At 58.7% G+C, this 25,630-nt stretch carries 30 protein-coding genes and 1 tRNA gene; 5 read left to right on the plus strand and 26 right to left on the minus strand.

What is annotated here, in order from left to right:
* Positions 1–4: 4 nt before the first annotated feature.
* The 18 genes from bamB to trmJ form a co-directional block, all read right to left on the minus strand.
* Entirely contained in the window at positions 5–1,156 is a 1,152-nt protein-coding gene (bamB, locus tag AB4O01_RS14510) for an outer membrane protein assembly factor BamB (RefSeq protein WP_034156262.1), read from the minus strand.
* Complete coding sequence (locus AB4O01_RS14515; protein ID WP_093430648.1) at positions 1,149–1,790, minus strand: YfgM family protein; 642 nt, start codon at positions 1,788–1,790, stop codon at positions 1,149–1,151. Before AB4O01_RS14515 ends, bamB begins: the two co-directional genes overlap by 8 nt.
* A gap of 41 nt (positions 1,791–1,831) precedes the next feature.
* Positions 1,832–3,121 carry a histidine--tRNA ligase gene (gene hisS, locus AB4O01_RS14520; RefSeq protein ID WP_016984369.1) on the minus strand — a complete coding sequence of 430 codons (1,290 nt, stop codon included), beginning with the start codon at positions 3,119–3,121 and terminating at the stop codon, positions 1,832–1,834.
* A 37-nt stretch (positions 3,122–3,158) separates the two neighbouring features.
* Positions 3,159–4,268 carry a flavodoxin-dependent (E)-4-hydroxy-3-methylbut-2-enyl-diphosphate synthase gene (gene ispG / locus AB4O01_RS14525; protein ID WP_003227888.1) on the minus strand — a complete coding sequence of 370 codons (1,110 nt, stop codon included), beginning with the start codon at positions 4,266–4,268 and terminating at the stop codon, positions 3,159–3,161.
* A 3-nt stretch (positions 4,269–4,271) separates the two neighbouring features.
* Positions 4,272–5,297 carry a RodZ domain-containing protein gene (locus AB4O01_RS14530; RefSeq protein WP_093430649.1) on the minus strand — a complete coding sequence of 342 codons (1,026 nt, stop codon included), beginning with the start codon at positions 5,295–5,297 and terminating at the stop codon, positions 4,272–4,274.
* Entirely contained in the window at positions 5,297–6,055 is a 759-nt protein-coding gene (gene pilW / locus AB4O01_RS14535; protein WP_093430650.1) for a type IV pilus biogenesis/stability protein PilW, read from the minus strand. Before pilW ends, AB4O01_RS14530 begins: the two co-directional genes overlap by 1 nt.
* A gap of 12 nt (positions 6,056–6,067) precedes the next feature.
* Positions 6,068–7,216 (minus strand): dual-specificity RNA methyltransferase RlmN, encoded by a 1,149-nt coding sequence (gene rlmN / locus AB4O01_RS14540; protein WP_016984373.1) that lies wholly within the window; start codon positions 7,214–7,216, stop codon positions 6,068–6,070.
* A gap of 28 nt (positions 7,217–7,244) precedes the next feature.
* Positions 7,245–7,670: a nucleoside-diphosphate kinase gene (ndk, locus tag AB4O01_RS14545; protein WP_007916882.1), complete on the minus strand. Its 426-nt coding sequence runs from the start codon at positions 7,668–7,670 to the stop codon at positions 7,245–7,247.
* A gap of 88 nt (positions 7,671–7,758) precedes the next feature.
* On the minus strand, positions 7,759–7,959 hold the full coding sequence (iscX, locus tag AB4O01_RS14550; protein ID WP_008084655.1) for a Fe-S cluster assembly protein IscX: 201 nt from the start codon (positions 7,957–7,959) through the stop codon (positions 7,759–7,761).
* A gap of 14 nt (positions 7,960–7,973) precedes the next feature.
* On the minus strand, positions 7,974–8,315 hold the full coding sequence (gene fdx, locus AB4O01_RS14555) for an ISC system 2Fe-2S type ferredoxin (protein ID WP_007916885.1): 342 nt from the start codon (positions 8,313–8,315) through the stop codon (positions 7,974–7,976).
* Complete coding sequence (gene hscA / locus AB4O01_RS14560) at positions 8,315–10,180, minus strand: Fe-S protein assembly chaperone HscA (RefSeq protein WP_093430652.1); 1,866 nt, start codon at positions 10,178–10,180, stop codon at positions 8,315–8,317. Before hscA ends, fdx begins: the two co-directional genes overlap by 1 nt.
* Before the next feature lie 51 nt (positions 10,181–10,231).
* The gene (gene hscB, locus AB4O01_RS14565) at positions 10,232–10,753 is read right to left on the minus strand and encodes a co-chaperone HscB (protein WP_460092193.1); all 522 of its coding nucleotides are present in this window, start codon (positions 10,751–10,753) and stop codon (positions 10,232–10,234) included.
* A gap of 8 nt (positions 10,754–10,761) precedes the next feature.
* Complete coding sequence (iscA, locus tag AB4O01_RS14570) at positions 10,762–11,085, minus strand: iron-sulfur cluster assembly protein IscA (RefSeq protein ID WP_003227904.1); 324 nt, start codon at positions 11,083–11,085, stop codon at positions 10,762–10,764.
* A 34-nt stretch (positions 11,086–11,119) separates the two neighbouring features.
* Positions 11,120–11,506 carry a Fe-S cluster assembly scaffold IscU gene (gene iscU / locus AB4O01_RS14575; RefSeq protein WP_007916892.1) on the minus strand — a complete coding sequence of 129 codons (387 nt, stop codon included), beginning with the start codon at positions 11,504–11,506 and terminating at the stop codon, positions 11,120–11,122.
* Between the two features lie 101 nt (positions 11,507–11,607).
* Positions 11,608–12,822: an IscS subfamily cysteine desulfurase gene (locus tag AB4O01_RS14580; RefSeq protein WP_460092194.1), complete on the minus strand. Its 1,215-nt coding sequence runs from the start codon at positions 12,820–12,822 to the stop codon at positions 11,608–11,610.
* A 47-nt stretch (positions 12,823–12,869) separates the two neighbouring features.
* Positions 12,870–13,361, minus strand: coding sequence for a Fe-S cluster assembly transcriptional regulator IscR (gene iscR / locus AB4O01_RS14585; protein ID WP_038362955.1), 492 nt, complete (start codon positions 13,359–13,361; stop codon positions 12,870–12,872).
* 237 nt (positions 13,362–13,598) lie between these two features.
* Positions 13,599–14,375, minus strand: a complete 777-nt coding sequence (gene cysE / locus AB4O01_RS14590; protein WP_025109222.1) for a serine O-acetyltransferase — start codon at positions 14,373–14,375, stop codon at positions 13,599–13,601.
* Between the two features lie 3 nt (positions 14,376–14,378).
* Positions 14,379–15,149, minus strand: coding sequence for a tRNA (cytosine(32)/uridine(32)-2'-O)-methyltransferase TrmJ (gene trmJ / locus AB4O01_RS14595; protein ID WP_093430653.1), 771 nt, complete (start codon positions 15,147–15,149; stop codon positions 14,379–14,381).
* A 145-nt stretch (positions 15,150–15,294) separates the two neighbouring features.
* Here trmJ and suhB point away from each other — a divergent pair, with 145 nt between their 5' ends.
* Positions 15,295–16,113: a type III secretion system regulator SuhB gene (suhB, locus tag AB4O01_RS14600; protein ID WP_016773320.1), complete on the plus strand. Its 819-nt coding sequence runs from the start codon at positions 15,295–15,297 to the stop codon at positions 16,111–16,113.
* Between the two features lie 240 nt (positions 16,114–16,353).
* Here suhB and AB4O01_RS14605 read toward each other — a convergent pair whose 3' ends face one another.
* The 6 genes from AB4O01_RS14605 to queA form a co-directional block, all read right to left on the minus strand.
* The gene (locus AB4O01_RS14605; protein ID WP_460088948.1) at positions 16,354–16,902 is read right to left on the minus strand and encodes a glycine zipper 2TM domain-containing protein; all 549 of its coding nucleotides are present in this window, start codon (positions 16,900–16,902) and stop codon (positions 16,354–16,356) included.
* 121 nt (positions 16,903–17,023) lie between these two features.
* Entirely contained in the window at positions 17,024–17,938 is a 915-nt protein-coding gene (gene secF / locus AB4O01_RS14610; RefSeq protein ID WP_186624502.1) for a protein translocase subunit SecF, read from the minus strand.
* A gap of 9 nt (positions 17,939–17,947) precedes the next feature.
* A complete protein-coding gene (secD, locus tag AB4O01_RS14615) occupies positions 17,948–19,816 on the minus strand; it encodes a protein translocase subunit SecD (RefSeq protein ID WP_099757103.1) in 1,869 nt (622 codons plus the stop codon).
* 64 nt (positions 19,817–19,880) lie between these two features.
* Entirely contained in the window at positions 19,881–20,219 is a 339-nt protein-coding gene (yajC, locus tag AB4O01_RS14620) for a preprotein translocase subunit YajC (protein ID WP_007916913.1), read from the minus strand.
* Positions 20,220–20,262: 43 nt separating this feature from the next.
* Positions 20,263–21,378, minus strand: a complete 1,116-nt coding sequence (gene tgt / locus AB4O01_RS14625) for a tRNA guanosine(34) transglycosylase Tgt (protein WP_162130185.1) — start codon at positions 21,376–21,378, stop codon at positions 20,263–20,265.
* Between the two features lie 14 nt (positions 21,379–21,392).
* A complete protein-coding gene (gene queA / locus AB4O01_RS14630) occupies positions 21,393–22,457 on the minus strand; it encodes a tRNA preQ1(34) S-adenosylmethionine ribosyltransferase-isomerase QueA (RefSeq protein WP_460088949.1) in 1,065 nt (354 codons plus the stop codon).
* 107 nt (positions 22,458–22,564) lie between these two features.
* Here queA and AB4O01_RS14635 point away from each other — a divergent pair.
* Positions 22,565–22,649: transfer RNA gene (locus AB4O01_RS14635), tRNA-Leu, on the plus strand.
* Positions 22,650–22,784: 135 nt separating this feature from the next.
* Positions 22,785–23,114 carry a hypothetical protein gene (locus AB4O01_RS14640; protein WP_150652694.1) on the plus strand — a complete coding sequence of 110 codons (330 nt, stop codon included), beginning with the start codon at positions 22,785–22,787 and terminating at the stop codon, positions 23,112–23,114.
* Positions 23,115–23,126: 12 nt separating this feature from the next.
* On the opposite strand, the gene AB4O01_RS14645 is transcribed toward AB4O01_RS14640, so the two are convergent.
* Together AB4O01_RS14645 and AB4O01_RS14650 are read right to left on the minus strand one after the other, a co-directional pair.
* Positions 23,127–23,495, minus strand: a complete 369-nt coding sequence (locus AB4O01_RS14645; protein WP_034156100.1) for a PH domain-containing protein — start codon at positions 23,493–23,495, stop codon at positions 23,127–23,129.
* Positions 23,496–23,540: 45 nt separating this feature from the next.
* The gene (locus AB4O01_RS14650) at positions 23,541–24,287 is read right to left on the minus strand and encodes a hypothetical protein (protein WP_460088950.1); all 747 of its coding nucleotides are present in this window, start codon (positions 24,285–24,287) and stop codon (positions 23,541–23,543) included.
* A gap of 124 nt (positions 24,288–24,411) precedes the next feature.
* Here AB4O01_RS14650 and AB4O01_RS14655 point away from each other — a divergent pair, with 124 nt between their 5' ends.
* On the plus strand, positions 24,412–24,771 hold the full coding sequence (locus tag AB4O01_RS14655) for a hypothetical protein (RefSeq protein WP_460088951.1): 360 nt from the start codon (positions 24,412–24,414) through the stop codon (positions 24,769–24,771).
* A gap of 115 nt (positions 24,772–24,886) precedes the next feature.
* Entirely contained in the window at positions 24,887–25,624 is a 738-nt protein-coding gene (locus AB4O01_RS14660) for a hypothetical protein (protein WP_460088952.1), read from the plus strand.
* Positions 25,625–25,630 lie beyond the last annotated feature (6 nt).

The following is a 25,630-nucleotide window of genomic DNA, read 5'->3' on the forward strand; positions in this document are numbered from 1 at the left end:
GTTGTTACTTGATGGTCAGGGCTTCCAGTTTGCCGCTGTTGCCATAGACATAAATCGTGTCACCCACCACCAGCGGACGGGCACGCAGGCCGTCGCTGTCGATGCGCTCACGGCCGACGAAACGACCGTCAACCTGGCTCAGCAGGTGCAGATAACCTTCCAGGTCACCGACTGCAACATAGCTGGAGAACACTTCCGGAGCCGACAGTTGACGACGAGCCAGCGAATCGTTGCTCCACAATGCTGTGGTGGAACGTTCGTCGACGCCTTCAACGGTGCCCGAGGACAGGCTCACGTAAACGCTGCCGAAACCCTGAGCGATACCGGCGTAGCTCGACGCATCGCGCTGCCAGAGTTGACGACCGCTTTCCAGATCCAGTGCCGCCACGCGACCCTGATAGCTGGCAACGTACAGCGTACCGCCGGACAACAGCAGACCGCCGTCGATGTCGACCACGCGCTCCAGTTCCGAACGACCTTGTGGAATCGCGATCCGTTGTTCCCACACCGGCACGCCGTTGGAAATATCCAGAGCGACCACTTTACCGGTCGACAGGCCAGCCACCGCGAGACGGTTGGTGACCAGCGGTGCGCTGGTGCCACGCAGGGTCAACACGGCCGGGGTGCTGTCATACACCCAGCGCTGAGTACCGGTGGAAGCATCCAGACCGATCAGACGATCGTCCTGGGTCTGTACCACCACCACGTCGCCGTTGTTGGCCGGCGGCGCGAGGACTTCGCTGTTCACACGAGCGCGCCACTTCTCTTCACCGTTGCTGGTGTCCAGAGCAACGACTTCGCCGCGCAGCGTACCGATCAGAACCAGACCGTAACCCACGCCAACGGCGCCGGAGACAGGCAGGTCAAGATCCTGCTTCCATTTCACGTCGCCATTGCCGCGATCCATGGCCATCACCACGCCGGTTACATCGGCGGCGTAGATGGTGTCACCGTCGATCGCCGGCACCAGCATGTTGTAGGTTTCGCCCTGACCGTCACCGATCGAACGACTCCACTGCTTGTGCAGAACCACTTCTTCTTTGAAGTCGGTCAGTTCAGCCGGTGGCAATTCTTTTTTGCTGTTGCTGCTGCAACCCGCGGCCAGAAGGGCCAGAGCCAGCAATGCTGCATGCTTCCAACGGATCACGTCACGCATCCCCTTTGGCCAGGTCGTCGAGCTTGATTTGAAGGCCACCGACCGCCGCTTCATCCGACAGTGCCGCCTTGGCTTTTTGATACGCCTTGTTCGCGTCATCGGTACGGCCCAGCTGTACCAGCAGGTCGCCCTTGAGTTCTTCGCGAGTGGCCAGGAACGCTTTGTCGGCATCGCCGTCGAGCAGTTTCAGGGCATCTTCAGCCTTGTTCTGCGCGCCGAGTACCTGCGCCAGACGCTGACGGGCGATTTCGCCCAGCGCCGGGTTGGCCGGTTTGTCGACAATGGCTTTCAGTTCGGCCGCGGCGTCATCCAGCTTGCCGCTGTCGACCGCCACTTTGGCCACGAACAGGCTGCCGTACTGCGCGTAGGCGGAACCGCTGAATTCGCTGTTGAGCTTGCCGGCCAGATCCGCAACGCGGGCCGCATCAGGCTTGCCGTCAGGCGTCAGCGTGGTTTCCAGCAGTTGCTGATAGAGCACCGAGGCGCCTTGCGACTGGTTGCTCTGGTATTTGTGATATGCCTGCCAGCCGAACACGATGACCAGCGCCAACAGGCCGCCAGTGACCAGAGGTTTGCCGTTGCGTGTCCACCAGTCCTTCAAATCCGCCAACTGTTCGTCTTCGGTACTCGACACCCCAATACTCCTTAATCGCTAAATCGGCTGTTTGGACAGCTTCAACCCTGCACGACGCAGGTGGCCAGGTGAGCGGCGAGCGCATCCCAGGCAATGCTTTGTTGTTCGCCCTGGCCACGCAGGGGTTTGAAACCTACCACTTGCTGGGCCATTTCGTCGTCACCGAGGATCAGTGCGTACAGCGCACCGCTCTTGTCGGCCTTCTTGAACTGGCTTTTGAAGCTGCCGGCGCCGGCATTGACTTGCAGACGCAGGTTTGGAAGTTGATCACGAACACGTTCAGCCAGAGCCAGACCGGCCAGCTCGGCTTCTTCACCGAAGGCGCACAGATAGACATCGACCTGACGGGAGATTTCTTCCGGGATCTGCTCCAGGGTTTCCAGCATCAGCACCAGACGTTCGATGCCCATGGCGAAACCGACGCCGGTGGTCGGCTTGCCACCCATTTGCTCGACCAGACCGTCGTAACGACCGCCCGCGCAAACAGTGCCCTGGGCGCCGAGTTTGTCGGTGACCCATTCGAATACGGTTTTGCTGTAGTAATCGAGGCCGCGCACCAGTTTCGGGTTGAGCACGTAAGGAATGCCAACGGCATCCAGACGCGCTTTCAAACCTTCAAAGTGCGCACGGGATTCGTCGTCGAGGTAATCGGCCATTTTCGGCGCATCGACCAGCACCGCTTGAGTGTCGGCATTTTTCGTGTCGAGCACGCGCAGCGGGTTGGTTTTCAGGCGACGCTGGCTGTCTTCGTCGAGCTTGTCGTGGTGCGCCGAGAGGTACTCGACCAGCGCTTCACGATAACGCCCACGGGACTCGCTGGTGCCGAGGCTGTTGAGTTCAAGCTTGACCGCATCACGAATGCCTAGCTCGCCCCACAGGCGCCAGGTCATGGTGATCAGCTCGGCGTCGATGTCCGGGCCGTCGAGATTGAACACTTCCAGACCGATCTGGTGGAACTGGCGATAACGGCCTTTCTGCGGACGCTCGTGGCGGAACATCGGGCCGATGTACCAGAGTTTCTGCACCTGGCCACCGCCGGTGATGCCGTGCTCGAGTACGGCACGCACGCACGCCGCGGTACCTTCCGGACGCAAGGTCAGGGAGTCGCCGTTGCGGTCTTCGAAGGTGTACATCTCTTTTTCGACGATGTCAGTGACTTCACCAATCGAGCGTTTGAACAGCTCGGTGAATTCAACGATCGGCATGCGGATCTGCTTGTAACCGTAGTTATCCAGCAGACGCGCAACGGTGCCCTCGAAATAACGCCACAACGGGGTCTGCTCGGGCAGGATGTCATTCATGCCACGAATGGCTTGCAGAGACTTGCTCACTTTAAATCCTTAAATTCGTTCGGCGCTTCAATCAGGCTCAGCCGCGCGCAATAACCGCAGCGTCAGCTTCGACCTTTTCGGCCGCTTTCTGGCGGATCAGCTTTTCCAGCTCGTCCACCAGATTGTCATTCGTCAGTTTCTGCGACGGCTTGCCGTCGATGTAAATCAGGTTTGGCGTGCCGCCGGTCAAGCCGATATGGGCTTCCTTGGCTTCGCCGGGGCCGTTGACCACACAACCGATCACCGCGACATCCAGCGGCACCAGCAGGTCTTCAAGGCGCCCTTCCAGCTCGTTCATGGTTTTCACCACATCGAAGTTCTGCCGCGAGCAGCTCGGGCAGGCGATGAAGTTGATGCCACGGGAACGCAGATGCAAAGACTTGAGAATGTCGTAACCGACCTTCACTTCCTCGACCGGGTCGGCCGCCAGCGAGATGCGGATAGTATCGCCAATCCCCTCGGCGAGCAGCATACCTAGGCCCACGGCGGATTTCACTGTGCCCGAACGCAATCCACCGGCTTCGGTGATGCCCAGGTGCAGCGGCTGAACGATTTCTTTCGCCAGCAAGCGGTAGGCTTCGACGGCCATGAACACGTCAGAGGCCTTAACGCTGACTTTGAAGTCCTGAAAATTCAGGCGTTCGAGGTGCTCAACGTGACGCAAAGCAGATTCGACCAGCGCAGCAGGGGTCGGCTCGCCGTATTTCTTTTGCAGGTCTTTTTCCAGTGATCCGGCGTTGACGCCGATGCGGATCGGAATGCCGCGATCACGCGCTGCATCGACCACCGCCCGAACACGGTCTTCACGACCGATGTTGCCCGGGTTGATACGCAGGCAGTCCACGCCCAGTTCGGCCACGCGCAGGGCGATCTTGTAGTCGAAGTGGATGTCGGCAACCAGCGGCACCTTGACCAGTTGCTTGATCTTGCCGAACGCCTCGGCGGCGTCCATGTCCGGCACCGAGACGCGGACGATATCGACGCCAGCGGCTTCCAGACGGTTGATCTGTGCAACGGTGGCGGCGACGTCATTGGTGTCGCTGTTGGTCATGCTCTGAACCGCGATCGGCGCGTCGCCGCCCACCGGTACGTTGCCGACCCAGATCTTGCGCGAAACGCGACGTTTGATTGGAGATTCGCCGTGCATGACTTATTGACCCAACTTCAGGCGAGCAGTCTCGCCACTGGTGAACGGAGCGATATCGACCGGCTGGCCGTTGTAGCTGACCTGCGCGGCGCGGGCAACGCCCAGACGTACGTTAAGCGGCGGCTTGCCGGAAACGGTGACGCTATCGCCTTTATGCTTCAGACCACTGAAAATCACTTTGCCACGGCCATCGGTCACTTGTGCCCAGCAATCGGCGCTGAACTGCAGTTGTACCTGACCATCGCCAGCCACCGGAGCGGTTGCTTCTGCGGTCGCTGCCGGTGTAGCAGGAACGACCGGAGCGGTGACGGTCGGCGCTGGAGTGGTTGGCGCGGGGCTAGCCGGGGTAGCGACAACCGGCGCCGGTGTATGAACCGGGGCGGTCGGCGTTGCAGCCGGTGCTGCTGGAGCAGTTGCCGGAGCAGCGCCTTCTGCACCAGTCGATTCAGCCGTGGTTTCCGACTGAGGCAGCGCCAACGCCGTTGAAGTATCGGCCTGGTTTTCCTCGACAGCCTGGTCCTCCGGCTCGTCGATCGGGTGAATCTGAGTCGTGCCGTCAGCACCTTCGACTTCAACGTGCTCAGGGGCCAGGGACGTCAGGTCCTTGGTGCGCTGGGATGTCTGATCCTGCCACCAGACGAAACCGCCGCCGATGACCGCGATCAGCAACAGCAGGCTGACAATACGCAAAATGGTGTGGGAAACCCGCACTGGCTCTTCGATACGGCCGAGGGCGTGAACATTGCTGCCCTGGGAATCGGTACCGGTGGACTGGTCGAACTGCTGAACCAGAACGGTTTGGTCCATGCCGAGCAATTTGGCATAAGCGCGAATGTAACCGCGAGCGAAGGTATGCCCCGGCAGCTTGTCGAAAGCGCCGGCTTCAAGATTGCTCAGGGAAGTCACGGTGAGGTTGAGCTTGAGGGCCACTTCGGCCAGCGACCAGCCATTGCTTTCGCGGGCCTGGCGCAGGGTCTCACCGGGGTTAACGCGATTCGCTGCTACAACTTCGGGATGCGCCGCTTTCATCATTGCTCCGACAGGTATTGCTGATATTCCGGCGTACCGGGATAGAGTCGTTTTAATTGCAGGCCATAACTGGCGGCCTTGTCGCGATCTTCAAACACTTTTGCCAGCCGAACGCCGAGCAATAGACTACGTGCATTTTGTTCGGTCAACTGGCTGAAACGGTCGTAATAGTCTCGCGCGGGCACATAATGCCTGTCTTCGAAGGACAACTCAGCCATTTCCAGCAACGCGCGTGGTTGTTGACGGTTCAAACGCAGTGCTTTTTCCAGCTGTTGCTGCGCCAGATCACGCTGACCGAGCTTCGCCGCCGTCATGCCGAGGTTCTCGAACACACGCGAACGCTCAGGATACAGGGTATCGGCGGCCGCCTGTTCAAAACGCTCGTAGGCTTCTTTATAACGCTGTTGTTCGTAGAGAAAACTGCCGTAATTGTTGAGGATGCGCGCATCGGCGGGACGGGAGGACAAAGCCTTGCGGAAGTGTTCGTCGGCCAGCTCAGGCTCCATTTCGGACTGAAACACCAACCCGAGGGCAGCGTTGGCGTCAGGATCGGAACCGTCGATTTCCAGCGCCTTCTTCAGCGGCACCTTGGCCCGCTCGGTCATGCCTTGCTGCAAGTATCCCAGCCCCAACTGCACGTAGGCAGCCCGCGCTTCATCGCGGCCCTTGCTGGTCTTCATCGGGTTGTAGTCACCCGACAGGACACAACCAGCACACAGGCTGGCCAACAGCAACAGCAGCGCAAAGCGCAGGGACATAGAGATCCTCTCTTAATTTGTGTTCGCGGCGTTCTGTGCCAGATCGCTGTCGGCGCTCAACTCGCGCACTGCGATGTAACGTTCGCTGCGACGGGTGCGATCCAGCACCTGCCCTACCAATTGACCACATGCAGCGTCGATGTCTTCACCACGGGTGGTGCGGACAGTGACGTTGAAACCGGCCTGATGCAACTGATCCTGGAAACGACGGATCGCGTTGTTGCTTGGCCGCTCGTACCCGGAGTGCGGGAACGGGTTGAACGGAATCAGGTTGATCTTGCACGGAATGTTCTTCAGCAGCTCGATCATCTCGACGGCGTGTTCAACCTTGTCGTTGATGTCCTTGAGCAAGGTGTACTCGATGGTCAGCACACGCTTCTCGCCAAGGGCGGACATGTAGCGCTGGCACGACTCGAGCAGCATCTTAAGCGGATATTTCTTGTTGATCGGCACCAATTGGTTACGCAATGCGTCATTCGGTGCGTGCAGGGACAACGCCAGGGAAACGTCGATGTGCTTGGCCAGCTCATCGATCATCGGCACCACACCCGAGGTGGACAGGGTCACGCGGCGCTTGGAGATCCCGTAGCCGAGGTCATCCATCATCAGATGCATGGCGGCAACGACGTTGTCGAAGTTCAGCAGCGGCTCACCCATGCCCATCATCACCACGTTGGTGATGGCACGGTCGACGGTTGCCGGGACACTGCCGAAAGATTTGTTGGCAATCCACACCTGACCGATGACTTCGGCGGCGGTGAGGTTGCTATTGAAGCCTTGCTTGCCGGTGGAGCAGAAACTGCAATCCAGGGCACAGCCCGCCTGGGACGAAACGCACAGAGTGCCGCGTTTGCCCTGGGGAATGTACACGGTCTCGACGCAGCTGCCGGACGCCACGCGCACCACCCACTTACGGGTGCCGTCGCTGGAGATGTCCTCGCTGACCACTTCCGGACCACGGACCTCAGCAATGGCCTTGAGCTTGTCGCGCAAGGCCTTGCTGACGTTCGTCATGGCGTCGAAATCATCGACGCCAAAGTGGTGAATCCATTTCATTACCTGACCGGCACGGAAACGCTTCTCCCCGATTGAGTCGAAGAATTTTTCCATTTCCTGTTGAGTCAGACCCAGCAGGTTGGTTTTTACAGTCGATGTAGTCATGGATTCACCTTCACTCTTAAGCCAATGCTTAGCGAGTGGTTACTTCAGTAGCTGCGAAGAAGTACGAGATTTCACGAGCAGCTGCGGCTTCGGAGTCCGAACCGTGAACAGCGTTGGCGTCGATGGAATCAGCGAAGTCAGCGCGGATGGTGCCGGCAGCAGCTTCTTTAGGGTTGGTAGCGCCCATCAGCTCACGGTTCAGAGCGATAGCGTTTTCGCCTTCCAGAACCTGAACAACAACAGGACCGGAGATCATGAAAGCAACCAGGTCGCCGAAGAAACCACGAGCGCTGTGCTCAGCGTAGAAGCCTTCAGCTTCAGCTTTGGACAGTTGCTTCAGTTTCGAAGCTACAACGCGCAGGCCGGCTTTTTCGAAACGAGTGGTGATTTCGCCGATGACGTTTTTTGCAACAGCGTCAGGCTTGATGATGGAGAAAGTGCGTTGAACAGCCATGGTGTAACTCCAGAAACGGTAATTTGCGAAAAATTAAACCCGCGAATTATACGCGGGTTCTTGGGTATTGCCTAACCTGCGAGGACGATCAGTCCAATTCTTCAGCCCAGAGCGTCTGAACTGCTTCCAACACCTTCTCGCCAACACGGCCAGAGGTATTGTCGAAATCCGGCAGCTCTTTGATCCATTGCTGCAGATCGACGAAATTGACAGAAAACGGATCTACACCCGGTTTGGCCTCGGCCAATTCTTCTGCAATACGTTGAACATCATTCCAACCGTAGCTCATGACAGTCTTACCAGTCAGTGCGGCGCTTCAGCCGCATGGTTAAGCGAATATTTCGGAATTTCGACGGTGATGTCTTCTTCACCGACGATCGCCTGGCAAGCCAGACGCGATTGCGCTTCCAGACCCCAGGCGCGATCGAGGAAGTCTTCTTCCAGCTCGTCAGCCTCTTCCATCGAGTCGAAACCCTCGCGGATGATGCAGTGGCAGGTGGTGCAAGCACAGACGCCGCCGCAGGCGCTTTCCATCTCGATGTGGTGTTCGTGGGCCAGTTCGAGAATCGATGTGCCGGGCGCAGCCTCGACCACCATGCCTTCAGGGCAGAACTTCTCGTGTGGCAGAAAAATAACCTGCGGCATCAGATATCCTCGATTTCATTCAGATTGCGCCCCGACAGAGCGGCTTTCACCGTCAGATCCATGCGGCGGGCAGCAAAAGCATCGGTCACTTGCGACAGACGCTTGGTCTGCTGCTCGATGGCGTAACCATCCGTACCTTTCATCAGTTCGGCCAGTTCCTGCAGCTGCAGATCGATGACCATGCGCTCTTCAGCGTCAAGCAAACGCTCGCCATCCGCCTCCAGAGCACCCTGCACCGCTTCGATCAGGCGCTGGGCATCGACTTGCTGCTCACGCAGAACGCGGGCGACTTTGTCGTCATTGGCATGCTGGAACGAATCCTTGAGCATTTTGGCGATTTCGCCGTCGGTCAGACCGTAGGACGGTTTGACCTGAATGCTTGCCTCAACGCCTGAACCCAACTCACGAGCGGAAACGCTGAGCAGACCGTCGGCATCGACCTGAAAGGTCACGCGAATCTTCGCAGCGCCGGCGACCATCGCTGGAATGCCGCGCAATTCGAAGCGCGCCAGCGAGCGGCAGTCGCTGATCAGCTCGCGCTCGCCCTGCAATACGTGGATCGCCATGGCCGACTGGCCATCTTTATAAGTAGTGAAATCTTGTGCGCGAGCGACGGGGATGGTGGTGTTGCGCGGAATCACCTTCTCCATCAGACCGCCCATGGTTTCCAGACCCAGGGACAGCGGAATCACGTCGAGCAGCAGCAGTTCGCCACCATCGCGCTTGTTGCCTGCCAATGTATCGGCCTGGATCGCGGCACCGATGGCCACCACTTGATCCGGGTCAATTTCAGTCAGAGGCTGACGACCGAAGGCTTCGGCAACGGCTTCGCGAACGCGCGGCACGCGAGTCGAACCGCCGACCATGACCACAGCGTGCACGTCTTCCAGCTCGATACCGGAATCGCGAACGGCGCGACGGCAGGCTTTCAGGCTGCGAGCGACCATCGGCTCGATCAGCGCATCGAAGGCTTCACGGGTCAGCTGTGCTTTCCAGTCGCCATAGGCCACTTCAACGCTGGCCGCATCGGTCAGGGCTTCTTTGGCCGCGCAAGCGGTTTGCAGCAGATTGCGTTGTGCGCCCGGATCGAGATCGGCAGACAGGCCCGCGCTCTCGATGATCCAGCCGGCAATCGCGTGATCGAAGTCATCGCCACCCAGCGCGCTGTCGCCGCCAGTGGCCAGAACTTCAAAAACACCGCCTGTCAGACGCAGAATCGAAATATCGAAAGTACCGCCGCCCAGGTCATAAATCGCGACCAGGCCTTCAGCGTGTTGATCCAGACCGTACGCCACAGCGGCAGCGGTCGGCTCATTGAGCAGGCGCAACACGTTCAGACCGGCAAGTTTCGCCGCATCCTTGGTGGCTTGGCGCTGAGCATCATCGAAGTAAGCAGGAACGGTGATCACCGCGCCAACCAGTTCGCCACCCAACGTCGCTTCAGCACGCTGACGCAGCACCTTGAGGATATCGGCGGAGACTTCGACCGGGCTTTTCGGGCCTTGCACGGTATCGATGAACGGCATGTGCGATTCGCCACCGACAAAGCGGTATGGCAGTTGCTCGCCCAATTGCTTGACGTCGGACAGACCACGACCCATCAAGCGCTTGACCGACAGCACGGTGTTCAAAGGATCGGAAGCGGCGGCCAGCTTGGCAGACTCGCCGACTTCGACGTGATCGGCGTGGTAACGCACAGCGGACGGCAGGATGACCTGCCCGTTTGCGTCGGCCAACGGCTCGGAAAGACCACTGCGCAACGCAGCGACCAGCGAATTGGTAGTGCCCAAGTCGATCCCCACAGCCAGACGACGCTGGTGCGGTTGAGGACTTTGGCCGGGTTCGGCGATCTGCAGTAGGGCCATCGTGATCAGGACTTATCTGTATATCAGGCGTGCGACCGGAGCGGCACTGGGTTAATCGTCGAGGCGCTCTTCTAACTGGCGCACTTCGTAGGTGAGCTTGTCGAGGAACTGCATGCGCCGCATCAGGCGTTCGGCCTGTTCGCGTTGCGCTGCATCATCCCAACAGGCTGCGAAGCCTTCATTGAGTTCTTCCTGAGCCACTTTCAGGCGCCGCTTGAACACCGCGACACCGTCGAGGTCAGCACTGTCCTGGAGGTCTTCGAGCTCTTCGCGCCATTGCATCTGCTGCAGAAGAAACTCGGGATCATGGACCGTGACTTCCATCGGCACTTCATGCCCGCTGATGGTCAGCAGGTAGCGTGCGCGCTGGGCCGGACTCTTGAGCGTCTGATAGGCGTCGTTGAGCCGTGCAGACTGCTCCAGAGCCGACCGTTGCTCACGCTCGGAAGCATCGGCAAAGCGGTCAGGATGAACGCCGCGCGCCAACTCACGATAGCGCGTGGCCAACTGTTCGAGATCCAGACGGAAACCCGGTTGCAGCTCGAATAAAGCGAAATGACAAGGAATACCCACGACAAGCCTCAGATGTTGAAGCTTTCGCCGCAGCCACATTCACCGCGTACGTTGGGGTTGTTGAACTTGAAGCCTTCGTTCAACCCTTCCTTGACGAAATCGAGCTCGGTGCCGTCCAGGTAGGCCAGGCTTTTCGGGTCGATGATCACTTTTTCGCCGTGACTCTCGAACACCTGATCCTCTGCAACCACCTCGTCGACAAACTCCAGCACGTAGGCAAGGCCGGAACAGCCTGTGGTGCGAACACCCAGACGAATCCCTTCACCTTTGCCGCGCCCGTCGAGGGAGCGCCGCACGTGTCGAGCAGCCGCTTCTGTCATGCTGATAGCCATCGGTGACTCCTTACTCGTCGCCAAATCCAGAAAGTCAGATCAAGCCTTTCTTCTGCTTGTAATCGCGAACAGCCGCTTTGATAGCGTCTTCAGCCAGTACCGAGCAGTGAATTTTCACTGGCGGCAGGGCCAGTTCTTCGGCCAGCTGGGTGTTCTTGATGGTTTCGGCTTCGTCCAGGGTCTTGCCCTTCATCCACTCGGTGGCGAGGGAGCTGGAAGCGATGGCCGAACCGCAGCCGTAGGTCTTGAACTTGGCATCTTCGATGATGCCAGCGTCGTTGACCTTGATTTGCAGACGCATCACGTCGCCGCACGCCGGAGCGCCGACCATGCCGGTGCCGACATCAGGATCTTCCGCGTTCATCTTGCCGACGTTGCGCGGGTTTTCGTAGTGGTCGATGACCTTTTCGCTGTAAGCCATGATTCTCAATCCTCACTCATCAGGGCCGCTCTTGAGACCCTGCAACTGCGCTGCGTAAACCGCCGCGTCGCTACAGGATCTGTATCTGGCGGCTTCTATATTTAGTGTGCCGCCCACTCGATTTTCGAGATATCGACGCCGTCTTTGTACATGTCCCACAGCGGCGACAGAGCGCGCAGCTTGGTAACGGCCTCGCAGACTTTCTGCGCGGCGTAGTCGATTTCGTCTTCGGTGGTGAAACGGCCGAAGGTGAAGCGGATCGAGCTGTGCGCCAGTTCGTCGTTGCGGCCCAGGGCGCGCAGCACGTACGAAGGCTCCAGCGACGCCGAGGTGCAGGCCGAACCAGACGATACCGCCAGATCCTTGAGCGCCATGATCAGCGACTCGCCTTCAACGTAGTTGAAGCTCAGATTCAGGTTGTGCGGAACGCGGGCGGTCAGGCTGCCGTTGACGTACAGCTCTTCCAGATGCTCGACCTGCTTGTAGAAGCGGTCGCTCAAGGCTTTGATACGGACGTTTTCAGCAGCCATGTCTTCTTTGGCTACGCGGAACGCTTCACCCATACCGACGATCTGGTGGGTCGCCAGGGTGCCGGAACGCATGCCGCGCTCGTGACCGCCGCCATGCATGGTCGCTTCGATGCGCACACGCGGCTTGCGGCTGACGTACAGCGCGCCGATGCCTTTAGGGCCGTAGGTTTTGTGGGCGGAGAACGACATCATGTCGACTTTCAGTTTCTGCAGGTCGATCTCGACTTTGCCAGTGGACTGAGCGGCGTCGACGTGGAACAGAACGCCCTTGGCGCGGAGCATTTCGCCGATCGCGGCGATGTCGTTAACGGTGCCGATTTCGTTATTCACGTGCATTACGGAGACCAAAATGGTGTCTTCGCGCAGTGCAGCTTCAATCATGGCCGGGGTGATCAGACCGTCTTCGGTCGGCTCGAGGTAAGTAACCTCGAAACCTTCACGCTCCAGTTGGCGCATGGTGTCCAGGACAGCCTTGTGCTCGATCTTGGAGGTGATCAGGTGCTTGCCCTTGGAGCCGTAGAAATGTGCCGCGCCCTTGATTGCCAGGTTGTCGGACTCGGTAGCACCGGAAGTCCAGACGATTTCGCGCGGATCAGCGTTGACCAGATCGGCCACCTGACGACGGGCGTTTTCAACGGACTCTTCAGCCTTCCAGCCGAACACATGGGAACGGGACGCCGGGTTACCGAAGTTTCCGTCGACCAGCAGGCATTCACTCATTTTTTGCGCAACACGCGGATCAACCGGGGTGGTCGCAGAGTAATCAAGGTAAATCGGCAATTTCATGGACTATCTCCTAAATCAGGGCTGGCGTGCCGCTAGCTCTCTGGCTGTCATTCGACGGCGGACGCTTCAATCTTGTCCAGGCGTGGCGCCTTGCTGTTGCAACGGCGCTGGTCCTGACGCTGGGCTACTTCTTGCACCTCACGGCGAGTCACAAGATCAGCCAAGCTGATACCACTTAGAAATTCGTGAATCTGCAGGCTCAAATCGCACCACAGATGATGGGTCAGGCAGGTGTCGCCGGAATGGCAATCGCCCTGGCCCTGGCATTTGGTGGCATCGACCGATTCGTTTACTGCATCGATCACCTGAGCGACCTGAATGCCCTGCATTTCGCGGGACAACTGGTAGCCACCACCCGGGCCGCGAACACTGGAAACCAGGTTACTGCGGCGCAGCTTGGCGAACAGCTGTTCGAGGTAGGACAGGGAGATGCCTTGGCGCTCGGAGATATCGGCCAGGGACACGGGCCCGTGCTGCGCGTGCAACGCCAGGTCAAGCATGGCGGTCACGGCGTATCGGCCTTTTGTAGTCAGTCGCATGGACAGTTACCACGGAGTTCAGAATGGGGCGAGTATGCAATTCCCGAGTATTTAAGTCAACTTTAAGACCTAGTACTTTAGTCAGGTTTACCCGCAAAAGAGCGCGCGCATCATAGCAAAGGCTGGCGGCATGCAGCCAGCGGTACCGCGTTATCGTTCTTCGCGAGCAGGCTCGCTCCCACACTGGAACGCTATTCCCTGCGGGAGCGAGCCTGCTCGCGAAGGAATCGGCGCGGTTTAGCTGGCCTGACTCTGATCCTTACCCTTCACACAGGCAAAGTCTTCTTCACGCAGCTCAGGCAGATCTTTCGCACAGTAATTGCTACCCAGATCCTTCAGCGCGCCGCACATCCCCTCCAGCCGCCCGTCCACCGCTTGCAGGTGATCGAGCAACTGACCAATGGCACGCGCCACCGGGTCGGGCATGTCTTCGCTGACGCCGTAGGCATCGAAACCGATCTTCTCGGCCATGGCCTTGCGCTTGGCATCCTGCTCTTCATCGGACTTGACGATGATGCGCCCGGGAATACCGACAACCGTGGCGCCCGGCGGTACTTCTTTGGTCACCACGGCGTTGGAACCAACCTTGGCACCAGCGCCGACGGTGAACGGGCCGAGCACCTTGGCGCCCGCGCCCACGACCACACCATCACCCAGCGTCGGGTGGCGTTTGCCCTTATTCCAGCTAGTGCCGCCGAGGGTCACGCCCTGATAAATAGTCACGTCATCGCCAATCTCGGCGGTTTCACCAATGACGATACCCATGCCATGGTCGATAAAGAAACGACGACCGACCTTGGCCCCCGGGTGAATCTCGATCCCGGTCAGCCAGCGACCGAAGTTCGACACCAGCCGCGCCAGCCATTTCAGTTCGTTGCGCCACAGCATGCCGGCCAATCGATGGATCCAGATCGCATGCATGCCGGGGTAGCAGGTCAGGACTTCAAAAGCGTTACGCGCCGCCGGGTCTCGATGGAATACGCTCTGGATATCTTCACGCAAACGCTCAAACATCATTTAGTCCTTCCGCTTAAGAAGCTCACCACGGGCCGCTTTCTGGGTTTCCGTGAGGATGCCACGCAAAATGTTCATTTCCGCCCGGCTGACCGAGCTGCGTCCGTACAACCGGCGCAGGCGCGCCATCAAGTGCCGCGGCTTTTCCGGATCGAGGAATTCGATGGCGACCAGCGTCTGCTCCAGATGCTCATAAAAGCGCTCCAGCTCATCCATGGTCGCCAGCTCGGCGCTTTTCACCGAAGCCACTTCTTCCTTCTCGATCTTGCTCGGCTGACCTTGGGCGGCCAGCCAGGCCATGCGCACCTCATAGCTCAACACCTGCACCGCCGCGCCGAGGTTCAGCGAGCTGAACGCAGGGTCGGACGGGATGTGCACGTGAAAGTGACATCGCTGCAGCTCTTCGTTGGTCAGACCGGAATCTTCACGACCGAATACCAGAGCGATTTCGGCGCCCTGCCCGGCTTCTTCAACCACTTTGGTGCCGCACTCGCGCGGATCCAGCAGTGGCCAGGGAATGCGGCGGTCACGGGCGCTGGTGCCAAGCACCAGATTGCAGCCGACCAAGGCATCTTCCAAGGTGGCGACGACTTGCGCATTTTCAAGGATGTCACCGGCACCGGAAGCACGAGCATCGGCTTCGTGGTGCGGGAAGACCCGCGGTTCGACCAGCACCAATCGCGACAGACCCATGTTTTTCATGGCGCGCGCGGCCCCGCCGATGTTGCCGGGGTGGCTGGTATTGACCAGGACGACACGAATGTTCTGCAGCAAGGGAGGCGCTCTCGGACACAGGAAAGGGGTGCAAATCTTACAGAACAGCCTACCGTTAAGCTATGAAAGCGAACAGCGTCCTTCACCTGAAGAAAAGTTCTGATAGAATGCGCGGCTTTCTTTAACAACCTTAGGTGACACATCCATGCAGCCCATGCTGAATATCGCGCTGCGCGCCGCCCGCAGCGCCAGTGAACTGATCTTCCGCTCCATCGAGCGCCTGGATACCATCAAGGTCGACGAAAAAGACGCCAAGGATTATGTATCCGAGGTCGATCGCGCCGCTGAACAGAAAATCATCGACGCGCTGCGCAAGGCTTACCCGAATCACTCGATCCAGGGTGAAGAAACCGGCCTGCACGCCGGCACCGGCATCGAAGGCGAAGAGTACCTGTGGATCATCGATCCACTGGACGGCACCACCAACTTCCTGCGCGGCATTCCTCACTTCGCTGTCAGCATTGCCTGTAAGTACCGTGGTCGCCTGGAACACGCAGTGGTTCTGGACCCGGTTCGCCAGGAAGAATTCACCGCCAGCCGTGGTCGCGGCGCCCAACTGAACGGTCGTCGCCTGCGCGTCAGCGGTCGCACCAGCCTTGACGGCGCCCTGCTGGGTACCGGCTTCCCGTTCCGTGATGACCAGATGGATAATCTCGACAACTACCTGGGCATGTTCCGCGCCCTGGTTGGCCAGACTGCCGGCATCCGCCGCGCCGGCTCCGCCAGCCTGGACCTGGCCTATGTCGCCGCTGGTCGCTTCGACGCGTTCTGGGAGTCGGGCCTGTCCGAGTGGGACATGGCTGCAGGCGCCCTGCTGATTCAAGAAGCCGGCGGCCTGGTGAGCGACTTCACCGGCGGTCACGACTTCCTTGAAAAAGGCCACATCGTTGCCGGCAACACCAAATGCTTCAAGGCAGTACTGACGGCGATCCAGCCGCACCTGCCGGCTTCGCTGAAGCGCTAAGCTTCACGCGAAAGGAAAAAAGCACCCTTCGGGGTGCTTTTTTTATGCCTATATTCAGGCCGAAACAAATCCTTGTGGGAGCGAGCTTGCTCGCGAAAGCGGTGGAACAGCCTGCATAGATGCTGAATGCCAGACCGAAATCGCGAGCAAGCTCGCTCCCACAGGGGATCCGGGGCGCGCCAGAAATGGCGGGCACAAAAAAGCACCCCGCAGGGTGCTTCTTTCTAAACGGTCGGCCTGTTACCGACCTGGCTCATTCTGCGACAGAATCAACTTGCCTTCCTTGTCGACCGGAATCTGGTTGCCCGGATCGCGATCCATCCGCACTTTACCTTCCTTGCCATCGAGCGAGTAACGCACGTCGTAACCGACGACCTTGTCGCTGATGTCGTTGACCGTGTTGCAGCGGGTTTGCGTGGTGGTGTAGGTATCACGCTCTTGCATGCCTTCCTGCACCTTGTTACCCGCATAACCGCCACCGACCGCACCGGCCACCGTGGCAATTTTCTTGCCGGTGCCGCCGCCAATCTGATTACCCAGCAAACCACCTGCCAGCGCACCCACAACGGTACCGGCAATCTGGTGCTGATCTTTTACCGGTGCCTGACGCGTCACTGTCACGTCCTTGCACACTTCACGTGGAGTCTTGATCTGTGTTTTAACCGGCTCGACGGCCAACACTTGCGCATACTCAGGGCCGCTTTTAACCAGGCTGTAGGTGGCAACAGCACCCCCGGCAGTTACACCGACAGCACCCAATACCGCACCAACCAGCAACGACTTGTTCACATGAACCTCCTGACCATCACATGCGGGACACGCCCGCGCTTCTCCCAGCCTTGGAGCATAAAAAAAGGCGCGAGTTCAACTCGCGCCTTTCTTGGGCTGACAGCCGGGAAAACGACGGCCGTTATGGACGGTCGTCGACTTCCTTCTCGGTGTTCGCCGGAGGAATCAGATCCTCAGTGCTCAGGTTCAGCCAGATCAGCACCACGTTAGCGATGTAGATCGACGAGTAAGTACCCGCCAGAACACCGATGAACAGGGCAATCGAGAAACCGAACAGATTGTCGCCACCGAAGAACAGCAGTGCCGCGATCGCCAGCAAGGTGGAGATCGACGTCGCCATGGTCCGCAGCAGGGTCTGAGTGGTCGAGATATTGATGTTCTCGATCAGCGAAGCCTTGCGCAGCACGCGAAAGTTCTCACGAACCCGGTCGAATACCACGATGGTGTCGTTCAGCGAGTAACCGATGATCGCCAGTACCGCCGCCAGCACCGTCAGGTCGAAGGTGATCTGGAAGAACGACAGGATACCGATGGTCACGATCACGTCGTGGATCAGCGAAACGATGGCGCCGACCGCGAATTTCCACTGAAAGCGGAAAGCCAGGTAGATCAGGATGCCGCCGAGCGCCAGCAGCATGCCGAGGCCGCCTTGGTCACGCAGCTCTTCACCGACCTGCGGGCCAACGAACTCGACGCGCTTGACCGTCGCCGGGTTATCACCGCCGAGCTTCTGCAGCGCTTCCGCGACCTGATGCCCCAACTGCGGATCTTCACCCGGCATACGCACCAGCAGATCGGTGGTTGCACCAAAGCTCTGCACGATGGCCTCGTGGTAACCCGAAGTCACCAGCTCTTCACGCACCTTGGTGACATCGGCCGGACGCTCGTAGGTCAGCTCGATGAGCGTACCGCCGGTGAAGTCCAGGCCCCAGTTCATGCCCTTGGTAGCGACGCTGAAAATAGCCAGCAACGTGAGAAACACTGTGACGCCGAACGCGAAGTTGCGAACGCCCATGAAGTTGATTGTACGTAACATGGCAGCCCCTTAAATCCACAACTTCTTGAAGTCACGTCCGCCAAAGATCAGGTTGACCATTGCGCGGGTCACCATGATGGCCGTGAACATCGAGGTAAAGATCCCGAGGGACATGGTCACTGCGAAACCTTTGACCGGGCCGGTGCCCATGGCAAAGAGAATCCCGCCGACCAGCAACGTGGTCAGGTTGGCGTCGAGAATCGCGGTGAATGCCCGGCCGAAGCCTTCGTTGATTGCACGCTGCACGGTCATGCCGGCGGCGATCTCTTCACGGATCCGCGAGAAGATCAGCACGTTGGCGTCGACCGCCATACCCATGGTCAGCACGATACCGGCGATACCCGGCAGGGTCAGCGTTGCACCCAGCAGCGACATCAAGGCCAGCAGCAGCACCATGTTCACCGCCAGTGCGACGGTGGCGATGATGCCGAAGAAGCGGTAGATGGCGATGATGAACAGCGACACGAACAGCATGCCCCACAGCGACGCATCGATACCTTTGGTGATGTTGTCCGCACCCAGGCTCGGGCCGATGGTGCGTTCTTCAGCGAAGTACATCGGTGCAGCCAGACCACCGGCACGCAGCAACAGCGCCAGTTCAGACGATTCGCCCTGACCGTTCAGGCCAGTGATGCGGAACTGAGCGCCCAGCGGCGACTGAATGGTCGCCAGGCTGATGATCTTCTTCTCTTCTTTGAACGTTTGCACCGCAACGTCTTTCTCGACGCCATCGACCACTTGCTTGGTGTAAGTGGTGACCGGACGCTGTTCGATGAAGATCACCGCCATGCTGCGACCAACGTTCGAACGGGTGGCGCGACTCATCAGCTCACCACCATGACCATCCAGACGGATGTTCACTTCTGGTGTGCCGTGCTCACCAAAACCAGCCTTGGCATCGGTAACCTGGTCACCGGTGATGATCAGACCACGTTCGATCTGTGCTGGCGGACGCTTGCCTTCGCGGAACTCGAAGGTTTCCGAAGTGGCTTTCGAAGCACCCGGCTCTGCAGCCAGACGGAACTCAAGGTTGGCCGTCTTGCCGAGAATACGCTTGGCTTCGGCAGTGTCCTGCACGCCCGGCAGCTCAACCACGATGCGGTTGGCGCCCTGGCGCTGAACGATTGGTTCGGCAACACCCAGCTCGTTGACGCGGTTACGTACCGTGGTCAAGTTCTGCTTGATGGAGTATTCACGGATTTCCGCCAGCTTGGCCGGGGTCATCGCCAGACGCAGCACCGGTTGACCGTTGAGGTCGGCCGGAACAATGTCGAAATCGTTGAAGTTCTTGCGGATCAGTGCACGGGCCTGTTCGCGGGAGTCTTCATCGCTGAAGCCCAACTGAATGGCACCGCCCAGTTGCGGCAGGCTGCGATAGCGCAGCTTCTCTTTGCGCAGCAGGCTCTTGACGTCGCCTTCGTAAACTTTCAGGCGTGCATCGAGGGCTTTATCCATGTCCACTTCCAGCAGGAAGTGCACACCACCGGACAAGTCCAGACCCAGTTTCATCGGGTGCGCGCCCAGGTTGCGCAGCCATTGCGGGGTGGTCTGTGCCAGGTTCAGCGCGACAACGTAGTCGTCACCCAATGCCTTGCGCACAACGTCTTTGGCCGGCAGCTGATCTTCAGCCTTGCTCAGACGGATCAGACCGCCCTTGCCGTTTGCCGCCAGCGTGGCTGCCTTGACGTTGATCCCGGATTCCTTGAGCGCAGTGCTCACACGGTCCAGATCAGCCTGATTGACTTGCAGCGCAGTGCTTGCACCGCTGACCTGAATGGCCGGGTCATCAGGATAAAGATTGGGAGCGGAATAAATCAGACCGACCGCCAGCACCGCCAGGATCAGAATGTATTTCCACAGAGGATATTTGTTCAGCATCACGCCGCCCGTTATGAACGCGGGGCGCCTTGCGCGCCCCGTCGATTGAGTAGAAGTTGTTGCTTCAGATCGCTTTCAGCGTGCCTTTTGGCAGCGTGGCGGCGATGGCGCCTTTCTGGAACTTCATTTCCACGGTGTCGGAAACTTCCAGAACCACGAAGTCATCGGCAACTTTAGTGATCTTGCCGGCGATGCCGCCAGTGGTCACAACTTCGTCACCTTTCTGCAGGCTGCTCAGCAGGTTCTTCTGCTCTTTGGCGCGCTTGGCCTGTGGACGCCAGATCATCAGGTAGAAGATGACCAGGAAGCCGACCAGGAAAATCCACTCGAAACCGCCGCCCATTGGGCCGGCAGCAGCCGGTGCAGCCGCGTCAGCCATGGCGTTAGAGATAAAAAAGCTCATTTAGCACTCCAGTTGCAAATGTTGAATCTTGGGGTCAGAAAACTCAGTCCAAAGGCGGAACGGGGAGCCCGCGTTTGGCGTAGAAGGCATCGACAAAGGCGGCCAATGTACCCTGTTGAATAGCCTCGCGCAAACCAGCCATCAGCACCTGATAATGGCGCAAGTTATGGATGGTATTGAGCATGCTTCCCAGCATTTCGCCGCACTTGTCCAGGTGATGCAGATAAGCGCGGGAGAAGTTCTGGCAGGTATAGCAATCGCAGGTCGGATCCAGCGGCGATTCATCATGGCGATGGAACGCGTTACGGATCTTCAGCACGCCGGTATCAATGAACAGATGCCCATTGCGGGCATTACGGGTTGGCATCACGCAATCGAACATGTCCACACCGCGGCGCACACCCTCAACCAGATCTTCCGGTTTGCCAACGCCCATAAGGTAACGAGGTTTGTCAGCCGGCATCATGCCCGGCAGATAATCCAGGACTTTGATCATCTCGTGCTTCGGCTCGCCCACCGACAGACCGCCGATGGCCAGACCATCGAAGCCGATCTTGTCGAGGCCTTCCAGCGAGCGCATGCGCAGATCCTGGTGCATGCCGCCCTGCACGATGCCGAACAGCGCCGCGGTGTTGTCACCGTGGGCATTTTTCGAACGCTGAGCCCAGCGCAGCGACAGTTCCATCGACACGCGCGCGACGTCTTCGTCAGCCGGGTACGGCGTGCATTCGTCGAAGATCATCACGATGTCGGAGCCGAGATCACGCTGCACCTGCATCGATTCTTCCGGGCCCATGAACACTTTGGCGCCGTCGACCGGGGAGGCGAAGGTCACGCCCTCCTCCTTGATCTTGCGCATCGCGCCGAGGCTGAACACCTGGAAGCCACCGGAGTCGGTGAGGATCGGGCCTTTCCACTGCATGAAATCGTGTAGGTCGCCGTGTTCCTTGATCACTTGGGTGCCAGGGCGCAGCCACAGGTGGAAGGTGTTGCCGAGAATGATTTCTGCGCCAGTGGCAACGATGTCACGCGGCAACATGCCCTTGACCGTGCCGTAGGTGCCCACCGGCATGAACGCTGGGGTCTCGACGGTGCCACGCGGGAAGGTCAGGCGACCACGCCGGGCCTTGCCATCGGTGGCCAGAAGTTCAAAGGACATGCGACATTCGCGACTCATTCTGTTTCCTCTGGGCCGGTTTCTTTAGGGGCAGTAGGTGCGGGATTACGGGTGATGAACATCGCATCACCGTAGCTGAAAAAGCGGTAACCGTTGTCGACGGCGGCCTTGTAGGCGGCCATGGTCTCGGGATAACCGGCAAATGCCGAAACCAGCATCAACAGCGTCGATTCCGGCAAATGGAAATTGGTCACCAAGGCGTCGACCACATGGAACGGCCGGCCCGGGAAGATAAAGATATCGGTGTCGCCACTGAACGGCTTGAGCACGCCATCGCGTGCGGCACTTTCCAGCGAACGCACGCTGGTGGTGCCGACCGCAATCACTCGACCACCGCGCGCACGGCACGCCACGACTGCATCGACCACGTCCTGGCCGACTTCCAGCCACTCGGTGTGCATGTGGTGATCTTCAAGCTTCTCGACGCGCACCGGCTGGAACGTCCCCGCGCCCACGTGCAGCGTGACGAATGCGGTCTCGACGCCCTTGGCGGCAATCGCTTCCATCAGCGACTGATCGAAATGCAGCCCCGCCGTCGGCGCCGCCACCGCACCGAGTTTCTCGGCGTACACGGTCTGATAACGCTCGCGATCCGAGCCTTCGTCCGGGCGGTCTATATAAGGAGGCAACGGCATGTGCCCGACACGATCGAGCAACGGCAACACTTCTTCAGCGAAGCCCAGCTCGAACAACGCATCGTGACGCGCGAGCATTTCGGCTTCGCCACCGCCATCGATAAGGATCTTCGAACCCGGCTTCGGCGACTTGCTGGAACGCACATGGGCCAGCACGCGGTGCGTATCGAGCACCCGCTCAACGAGAATTTCCAGCTTGCCGCCGGACGCTTTCTGCCCGAACAGCCGCGCCGGAATCACCCGGGTATTGTTGAACACCATCAAATCGCCCGGGCGCAAATGCTCAAGCAAATCAGTGAATTGACGGTGTGCGAGGGCGCCGCTAGGCCCGTCAAGGGTCAGCAGGCGACTACCGCGACGCTCGGCCAAAGGGTGGCGGGCGATCAGCGAATCAGGGAGCTCGAAAGTAAAGTCAGCAACGCGCATGATGGGGTTCGTCTAGCAGGGCCGGAAAGTCTAGCGGAAATATCGAAAATTCTCTATGTACCTGATTGACCGACGGTAATCTCATCTCTATACTTCGCCGCCATTGAGCCCTGATGGCGGAATTGGTAGACGCGGCGGATTCAAAATCCGTTTTCGAAAGGAGTGGGAGTTCGAGTCTCCCTCGGGGCACCAAAATTAAGAAAGGTCTTGCTTAGCAAGGCCTTTTTTTTCGTCTGCTCGAAAGTGGCTGCTGTTGTAGGAGCTGCCGCAGGCTGCGATCTTTTGATTCACCGCTACTTGGTTAACCGAAACCCCAAGGACCCACCCATGGAAACGTCACTGGAAACAGTCGCCCTTTTCTCTCTCAAACTCGCTTACGAGGAAGAAGGCCTGAGCCCGATCCTGCGGGACGACATGGTCATGGGTGATTACCAGAAAGACATTTTCGAACTATTGGTGCGGCGCGGGGATGTCGAGACCATTCAGTTCAAGATGAATGAATGCCTGGGGCTGGCGATGGATGCCTTGGGCGGTGTCGAAAAACCGCTGGGGCGCGAGTTGCACAAGTTATCCGCTGACTTCAGCGAGGCGCGTTCGCTGGAGCAGCTGGATCAGCCGCTCCTTGCGCTCAAGGGCTATTTGAAAGACATCTTGTAATGGGCTGAGCCGTTACAGCAGATGCTTCGAGATGTACTTGGAGATCTCCACCATCGAGGTCTTCCCGGTGAATTCGAACTTCACCTTCCCCAGTGACGAGAAGTAAATCTCCAGCTCCGAATCCAGATCGAAGGTGCCCGAGGTTTCCACCGAGTAGGCGACGATGTTCTTGTACGGCAAGGACGTGAAATCCTTCTTGCTGCCGGTAATCCCCTGAACGTTGACCGCGATGATGCGTTTGTTGGTAAACACCACGCCGTCACGCATGGCCTTGTAAGAGTCGATCACTTCTTCGCCATCCAGCAGCAGCGCGCTTACGCGTTCGGCGTACTCATCGTTCTGCTTGAGTTTGAAGAAGCCTTTGTTGTTGAAGTCGATCATCTGTCCATCCTCATCTTCAAGAAAACATCCCGGTATTTCTTTGGTTCAACGACGGACTTTCAGCACGCGGATATCCGTCGGGAAGCCATCGGCGCCGACAAGCTTTTTCCAGCCCAGATACTGAAATTCGCCCTTCTCATCAATGTAATCGCCCTTCTCCACCGATCGGCCGCCAACCACCGCTACGCGTTTCACCTCACCACAACCGCCGTCAGAAGGCCGGACCGTATAGATCACATACGGTTTCACGTATTGCGTGGCGCGGAAGTATTGGCCGCAGATTTCGTCGACGGTGATCAACATGGTTTTCAGGCGTGCTTCACCGTCTGTGTCTTCGTGCAGTTTCAGGAAGGAGATGTCGCCGACGTCGCTGTAGCCGAGGGCGCGGGCGCGTTGGTATTCGGGGGAGTTCTGGTGGGCGATGCGACCTTGCTCCGCAGCACCTTGCATTTTCGCGGCGAACTCGGCTTTGCCTTGGGCAATGATTGATTCAGCCTGGCCCGCAAAGTTTTCGCATTCGGCGAATTCTCGCGAGCCCAAGTGATTGGGCGTCAGGTTGGAGCGGTGTTCATTCATGATCTGCAGGTTGCTTTCCAGGGCAAACATCACGTCGTAGGCCGTGGTCCGACCGCTTTGTACGTCGGCCATTTTTTCCAGCACGCGCTGGCAGTTGCCGGCGTAATACTTCCAGCTGTTTTCCGGATGTTCTTGCACAGCGGCGAATGCGGGGGTTATTGCGACGGTAATTGTGATTGCGCAGAACAGGCGCAAAAAATGAGTTCTGACAGGCATAGGTAGTCCATTACAGATAAGAGCGATGGCGCGAAGCTACTATTTTGCTATCTTGCCGTCCACTGCCAGTAACGAGGTCGCCAGCGCCTCGATGGAGTCAATTTTCAGAGGGAGAAACACCTTGATGGCCGTGTTGTACTTTTTCGTCTGGGCAGCCGTTTGGGCTTGGGTCGTGCAGACCCGTGGTGCCTGGAACCTGATCCTCGCCAACCTGGCGGGTGCCGCCAGCGGCTTCATCGTAGCGATGATTTTTTCGGTGATCTGTTCGGGCCTTTTCCCGGCGCACGTTTCTCCTTCACCGGAAAATCTTGCCAGTAGCGTGTTGCAAATGATCACCACGTTCGGCGTGTTGGCGGGCGTCTGGATGTGGCTGGTCAGGCGCCCTCAGCCCGAGCATCCGTTGGCCCGGCAACTTTTCGCTGGCATCTGTGGATTGGCTGCGGGTGTGACGACGCTGGCGTTTTTCGCGCTCAATTTTCACTGAGCACCGCTATCGCCACTGGCATTACACGTCTGTTTTGTTATCTTGCCGCCCATCGTCAGCGTTCACCTTGGGCGTGCGTTGATTTCAGGTTTTGAAGGTTTAAGGAAAGGATCAAATGGAGTTTCTGCGTTTTCTGGCGTTTGTCGCGGTGTGGGGGTTCATGTGGCGCTGGGTGGTCAAGAACCGCGGTAGCTGGAATATTGTCTACGGCAACATCGTCGGCGCAGCGGGCGGCTTCATTGTGGCGATGGTGGTGCTGTCGATCACGTTGTCGTTGTTCCCTTCGTCGCATGACTACGAGCCGGCGCAGGCTGAAAACACGCAAGTCACCGAGCCGACCTCTCTATTGCCTGAAGCCGAGGCAGTCACACCCGCCGCCGAACTGAAAGATGCGCCGGCTTTTGCTGCCATCGAGCCGGACGACACGCCCTCTCCCGCCGACTCCGCATTGCTGCCGAACTACGCCAGCCGGGCGCCGAAATCGATCGGGTTACAGACCGTGCTGGATCAAAGCGACTATGACGGTCGCATGGCCCTGGCAGCGCTGAACAAGAAATTGCGCGGCGACGCCCAGGCCGACAAGTCGATGATCGCGTATGTCATGTGCAGCCCGTTTGTGACCAGTACGTTGCGCTTTCCCGCGTCGGCGCGTTTTGCTGACAGCAAAGCCTTGGTCAGCCACCGCTTCAAGGATCAGGTATACACCTTCAACAACACCGTCACCGCGCGCAACATGAACGGCGACGATGTCACCTACCGTTTCGATTGCTCGGTGCAAGAGCAGCCGCGAGTTGACGCGCTGCCTGCTCAATGGCGTTTGTTGGCGCTGAAACTGCAAAAAGCCGACTCTTAAGGCTGA

It is taken from the genome of Pseudomonas sp. S2_E02 (assembly GCF_054668355.1).

Bases quoted from the DNA above. Each gene is read 5' to 3' on its own strand.
- bamB (WP_034156262.1), bottom strand. From the start codon at position 1,156: ATGCGTGACGTGATCCGTTGGAAGCATGCAGCATTGCTGGCTCTGGCC.
- ispG (WP_003227888.1), bottom strand. From the start codon at position 4,268: ATGCACGGCGAATCTCCAATCAAACGTCGCGTTTCGCGCAAGATCTGG.
- AB4O01_RS14530 (WP_093430649.1), bottom strand. From the start codon at position 5,297: ATGAAAGCGGCGCATCCCGAAGTTGTAGCAGCGAATCGCGTTAACCCC.
- pilW (WP_093430650.1), bottom strand. From the start codon at position 6,055: ATGTCCCTGCGCTTTGCGCTGCTGTTGCTGTTGGCCAGCCTGTGTGCT.
- rlmN (WP_016984373.1), bottom strand. From the start codon at position 7,216: ATGACTACATCGACTGTAAAAACCAACCTGCTGGGTCTGACTCAACAG.
- ndk (WP_007916882.1), bottom strand. From the start codon at position 7,670: ATGGCTGTTCAACGCACTTTCTCCATCATCAAGCCTGACGCTGTTGCA.
- iscX (WP_008084655.1), bottom strand. From the start codon at position 7,959: ATGAGCTACGGTTGGAATGATGTTCAACGTATTGCAGAAGAATTGGCC.
- fdx (WP_007916885.1), bottom strand. From the start codon at position 8,315: ATGCCGCAGGTTATTTTTCTGCCACACGAGAAGTTCTGCCCTGAAGGC.
- hscA (WP_093430652.1), bottom strand. From the start codon at position 10,180: ATGGCCCTACTGCAGATCGCCGAACCCGGCCAAAGTCCTCAACCGCAC.
- iscA (WP_003227904.1), bottom strand. From the start codon at position 11,085: ATGGCTATCAGCATGACAGAAGCGGCTGCTCGACACGTGCGGCGCTCC.
- iscU (WP_007916892.1), bottom strand. From the start codon at position 11,506: ATGGCTTACAGCGAAAAGGTCATCGACCACTACGAAAACCCGCGCAAC.
- AB4O01_RS14580 (WP_460092194.1), bottom strand. From the start codon at position 12,822: ATGAAATTGCCGATTTACCTTGATTACTCTGCGACCACCCCGGTTGAT.
- iscR (WP_038362955.1), bottom strand. From the start codon at position 13,361: ATGCGACTGACTACAAAAGGCCGATACGCCGTGACCGCCATGCTTGAC.
- cysE (WP_025109222.1), bottom strand. From the start codon at position 14,375: ATGTTTGAGCGTTTGCGTGAAGATATCCAGAGCGTATTCCATCGAGAC.
- suhB (WP_016773320.1), top strand. From the start codon at position 15,295: ATGCAGCCCATGCTGAATATCGCGCTGCGCGCCGCCCGCAGCGCCAGT.
- secF (WP_186624502.1), bottom strand. From the start codon at position 17,938: ATGTTACGTACAATCAACTTCATGGGCGTTCGCAACTTCGCGTTCGGC.
- secD (WP_099757103.1), bottom strand. From the start codon at position 19,816: ATGCTGAACAAATATCCTCTGTGGAAATACATTCTGATCCTGGCGGTG.
- yajC (WP_007916913.1), bottom strand. From the start codon at position 20,219: ATGAGCTTTTTTATCTCTAACGCCATGGCTGACGCGGCTGCACCGGCT.
- tgt (WP_162130185.1), bottom strand. From the start codon at position 21,378: ATGTCCTTTGAACTTCTGGCCACCGATGGCAAGGCCCGGCGTGGTCGC.
- queA (WP_460088949.1), bottom strand. From the start codon at position 22,457: ATGCGCGTTGCTGACTTTACTTTCGAGCTCCCTGATTCGCTGATCGCC.
- AB4O01_RS14640 (WP_150652694.1), top strand. From the start codon at position 22,785: ATGGAAACGTCACTGGAAACAGTCGCCCTTTTCTCTCTCAAACTCGCT.
- AB4O01_RS14645 (WP_034156100.1), bottom strand. From the start codon at position 23,495: ATGATCGACTTCAACAACAAAGGCTTCTTCAAACTCAAGCAGAACGAT.
- AB4O01_RS14650 (WP_460088950.1), bottom strand. From the start codon at position 24,287: ATGCCTGTCAGAACTCATTTTTTGCGCCTGTTCTGCGCAATCACAATT.
- AB4O01_RS14655 (WP_460088951.1), top strand. From the start codon at position 24,412: ATGGCCGTGTTGTACTTTTTCGTCTGGGCAGCCGTTTGGGCTTGGGTC.
- AB4O01_RS14660 (WP_460088952.1), top strand. From the start codon at position 24,887: ATGGAGTTTCTGCGTTTTCTGGCGTTTGTCGCGGTGTGGGGGTTCATG.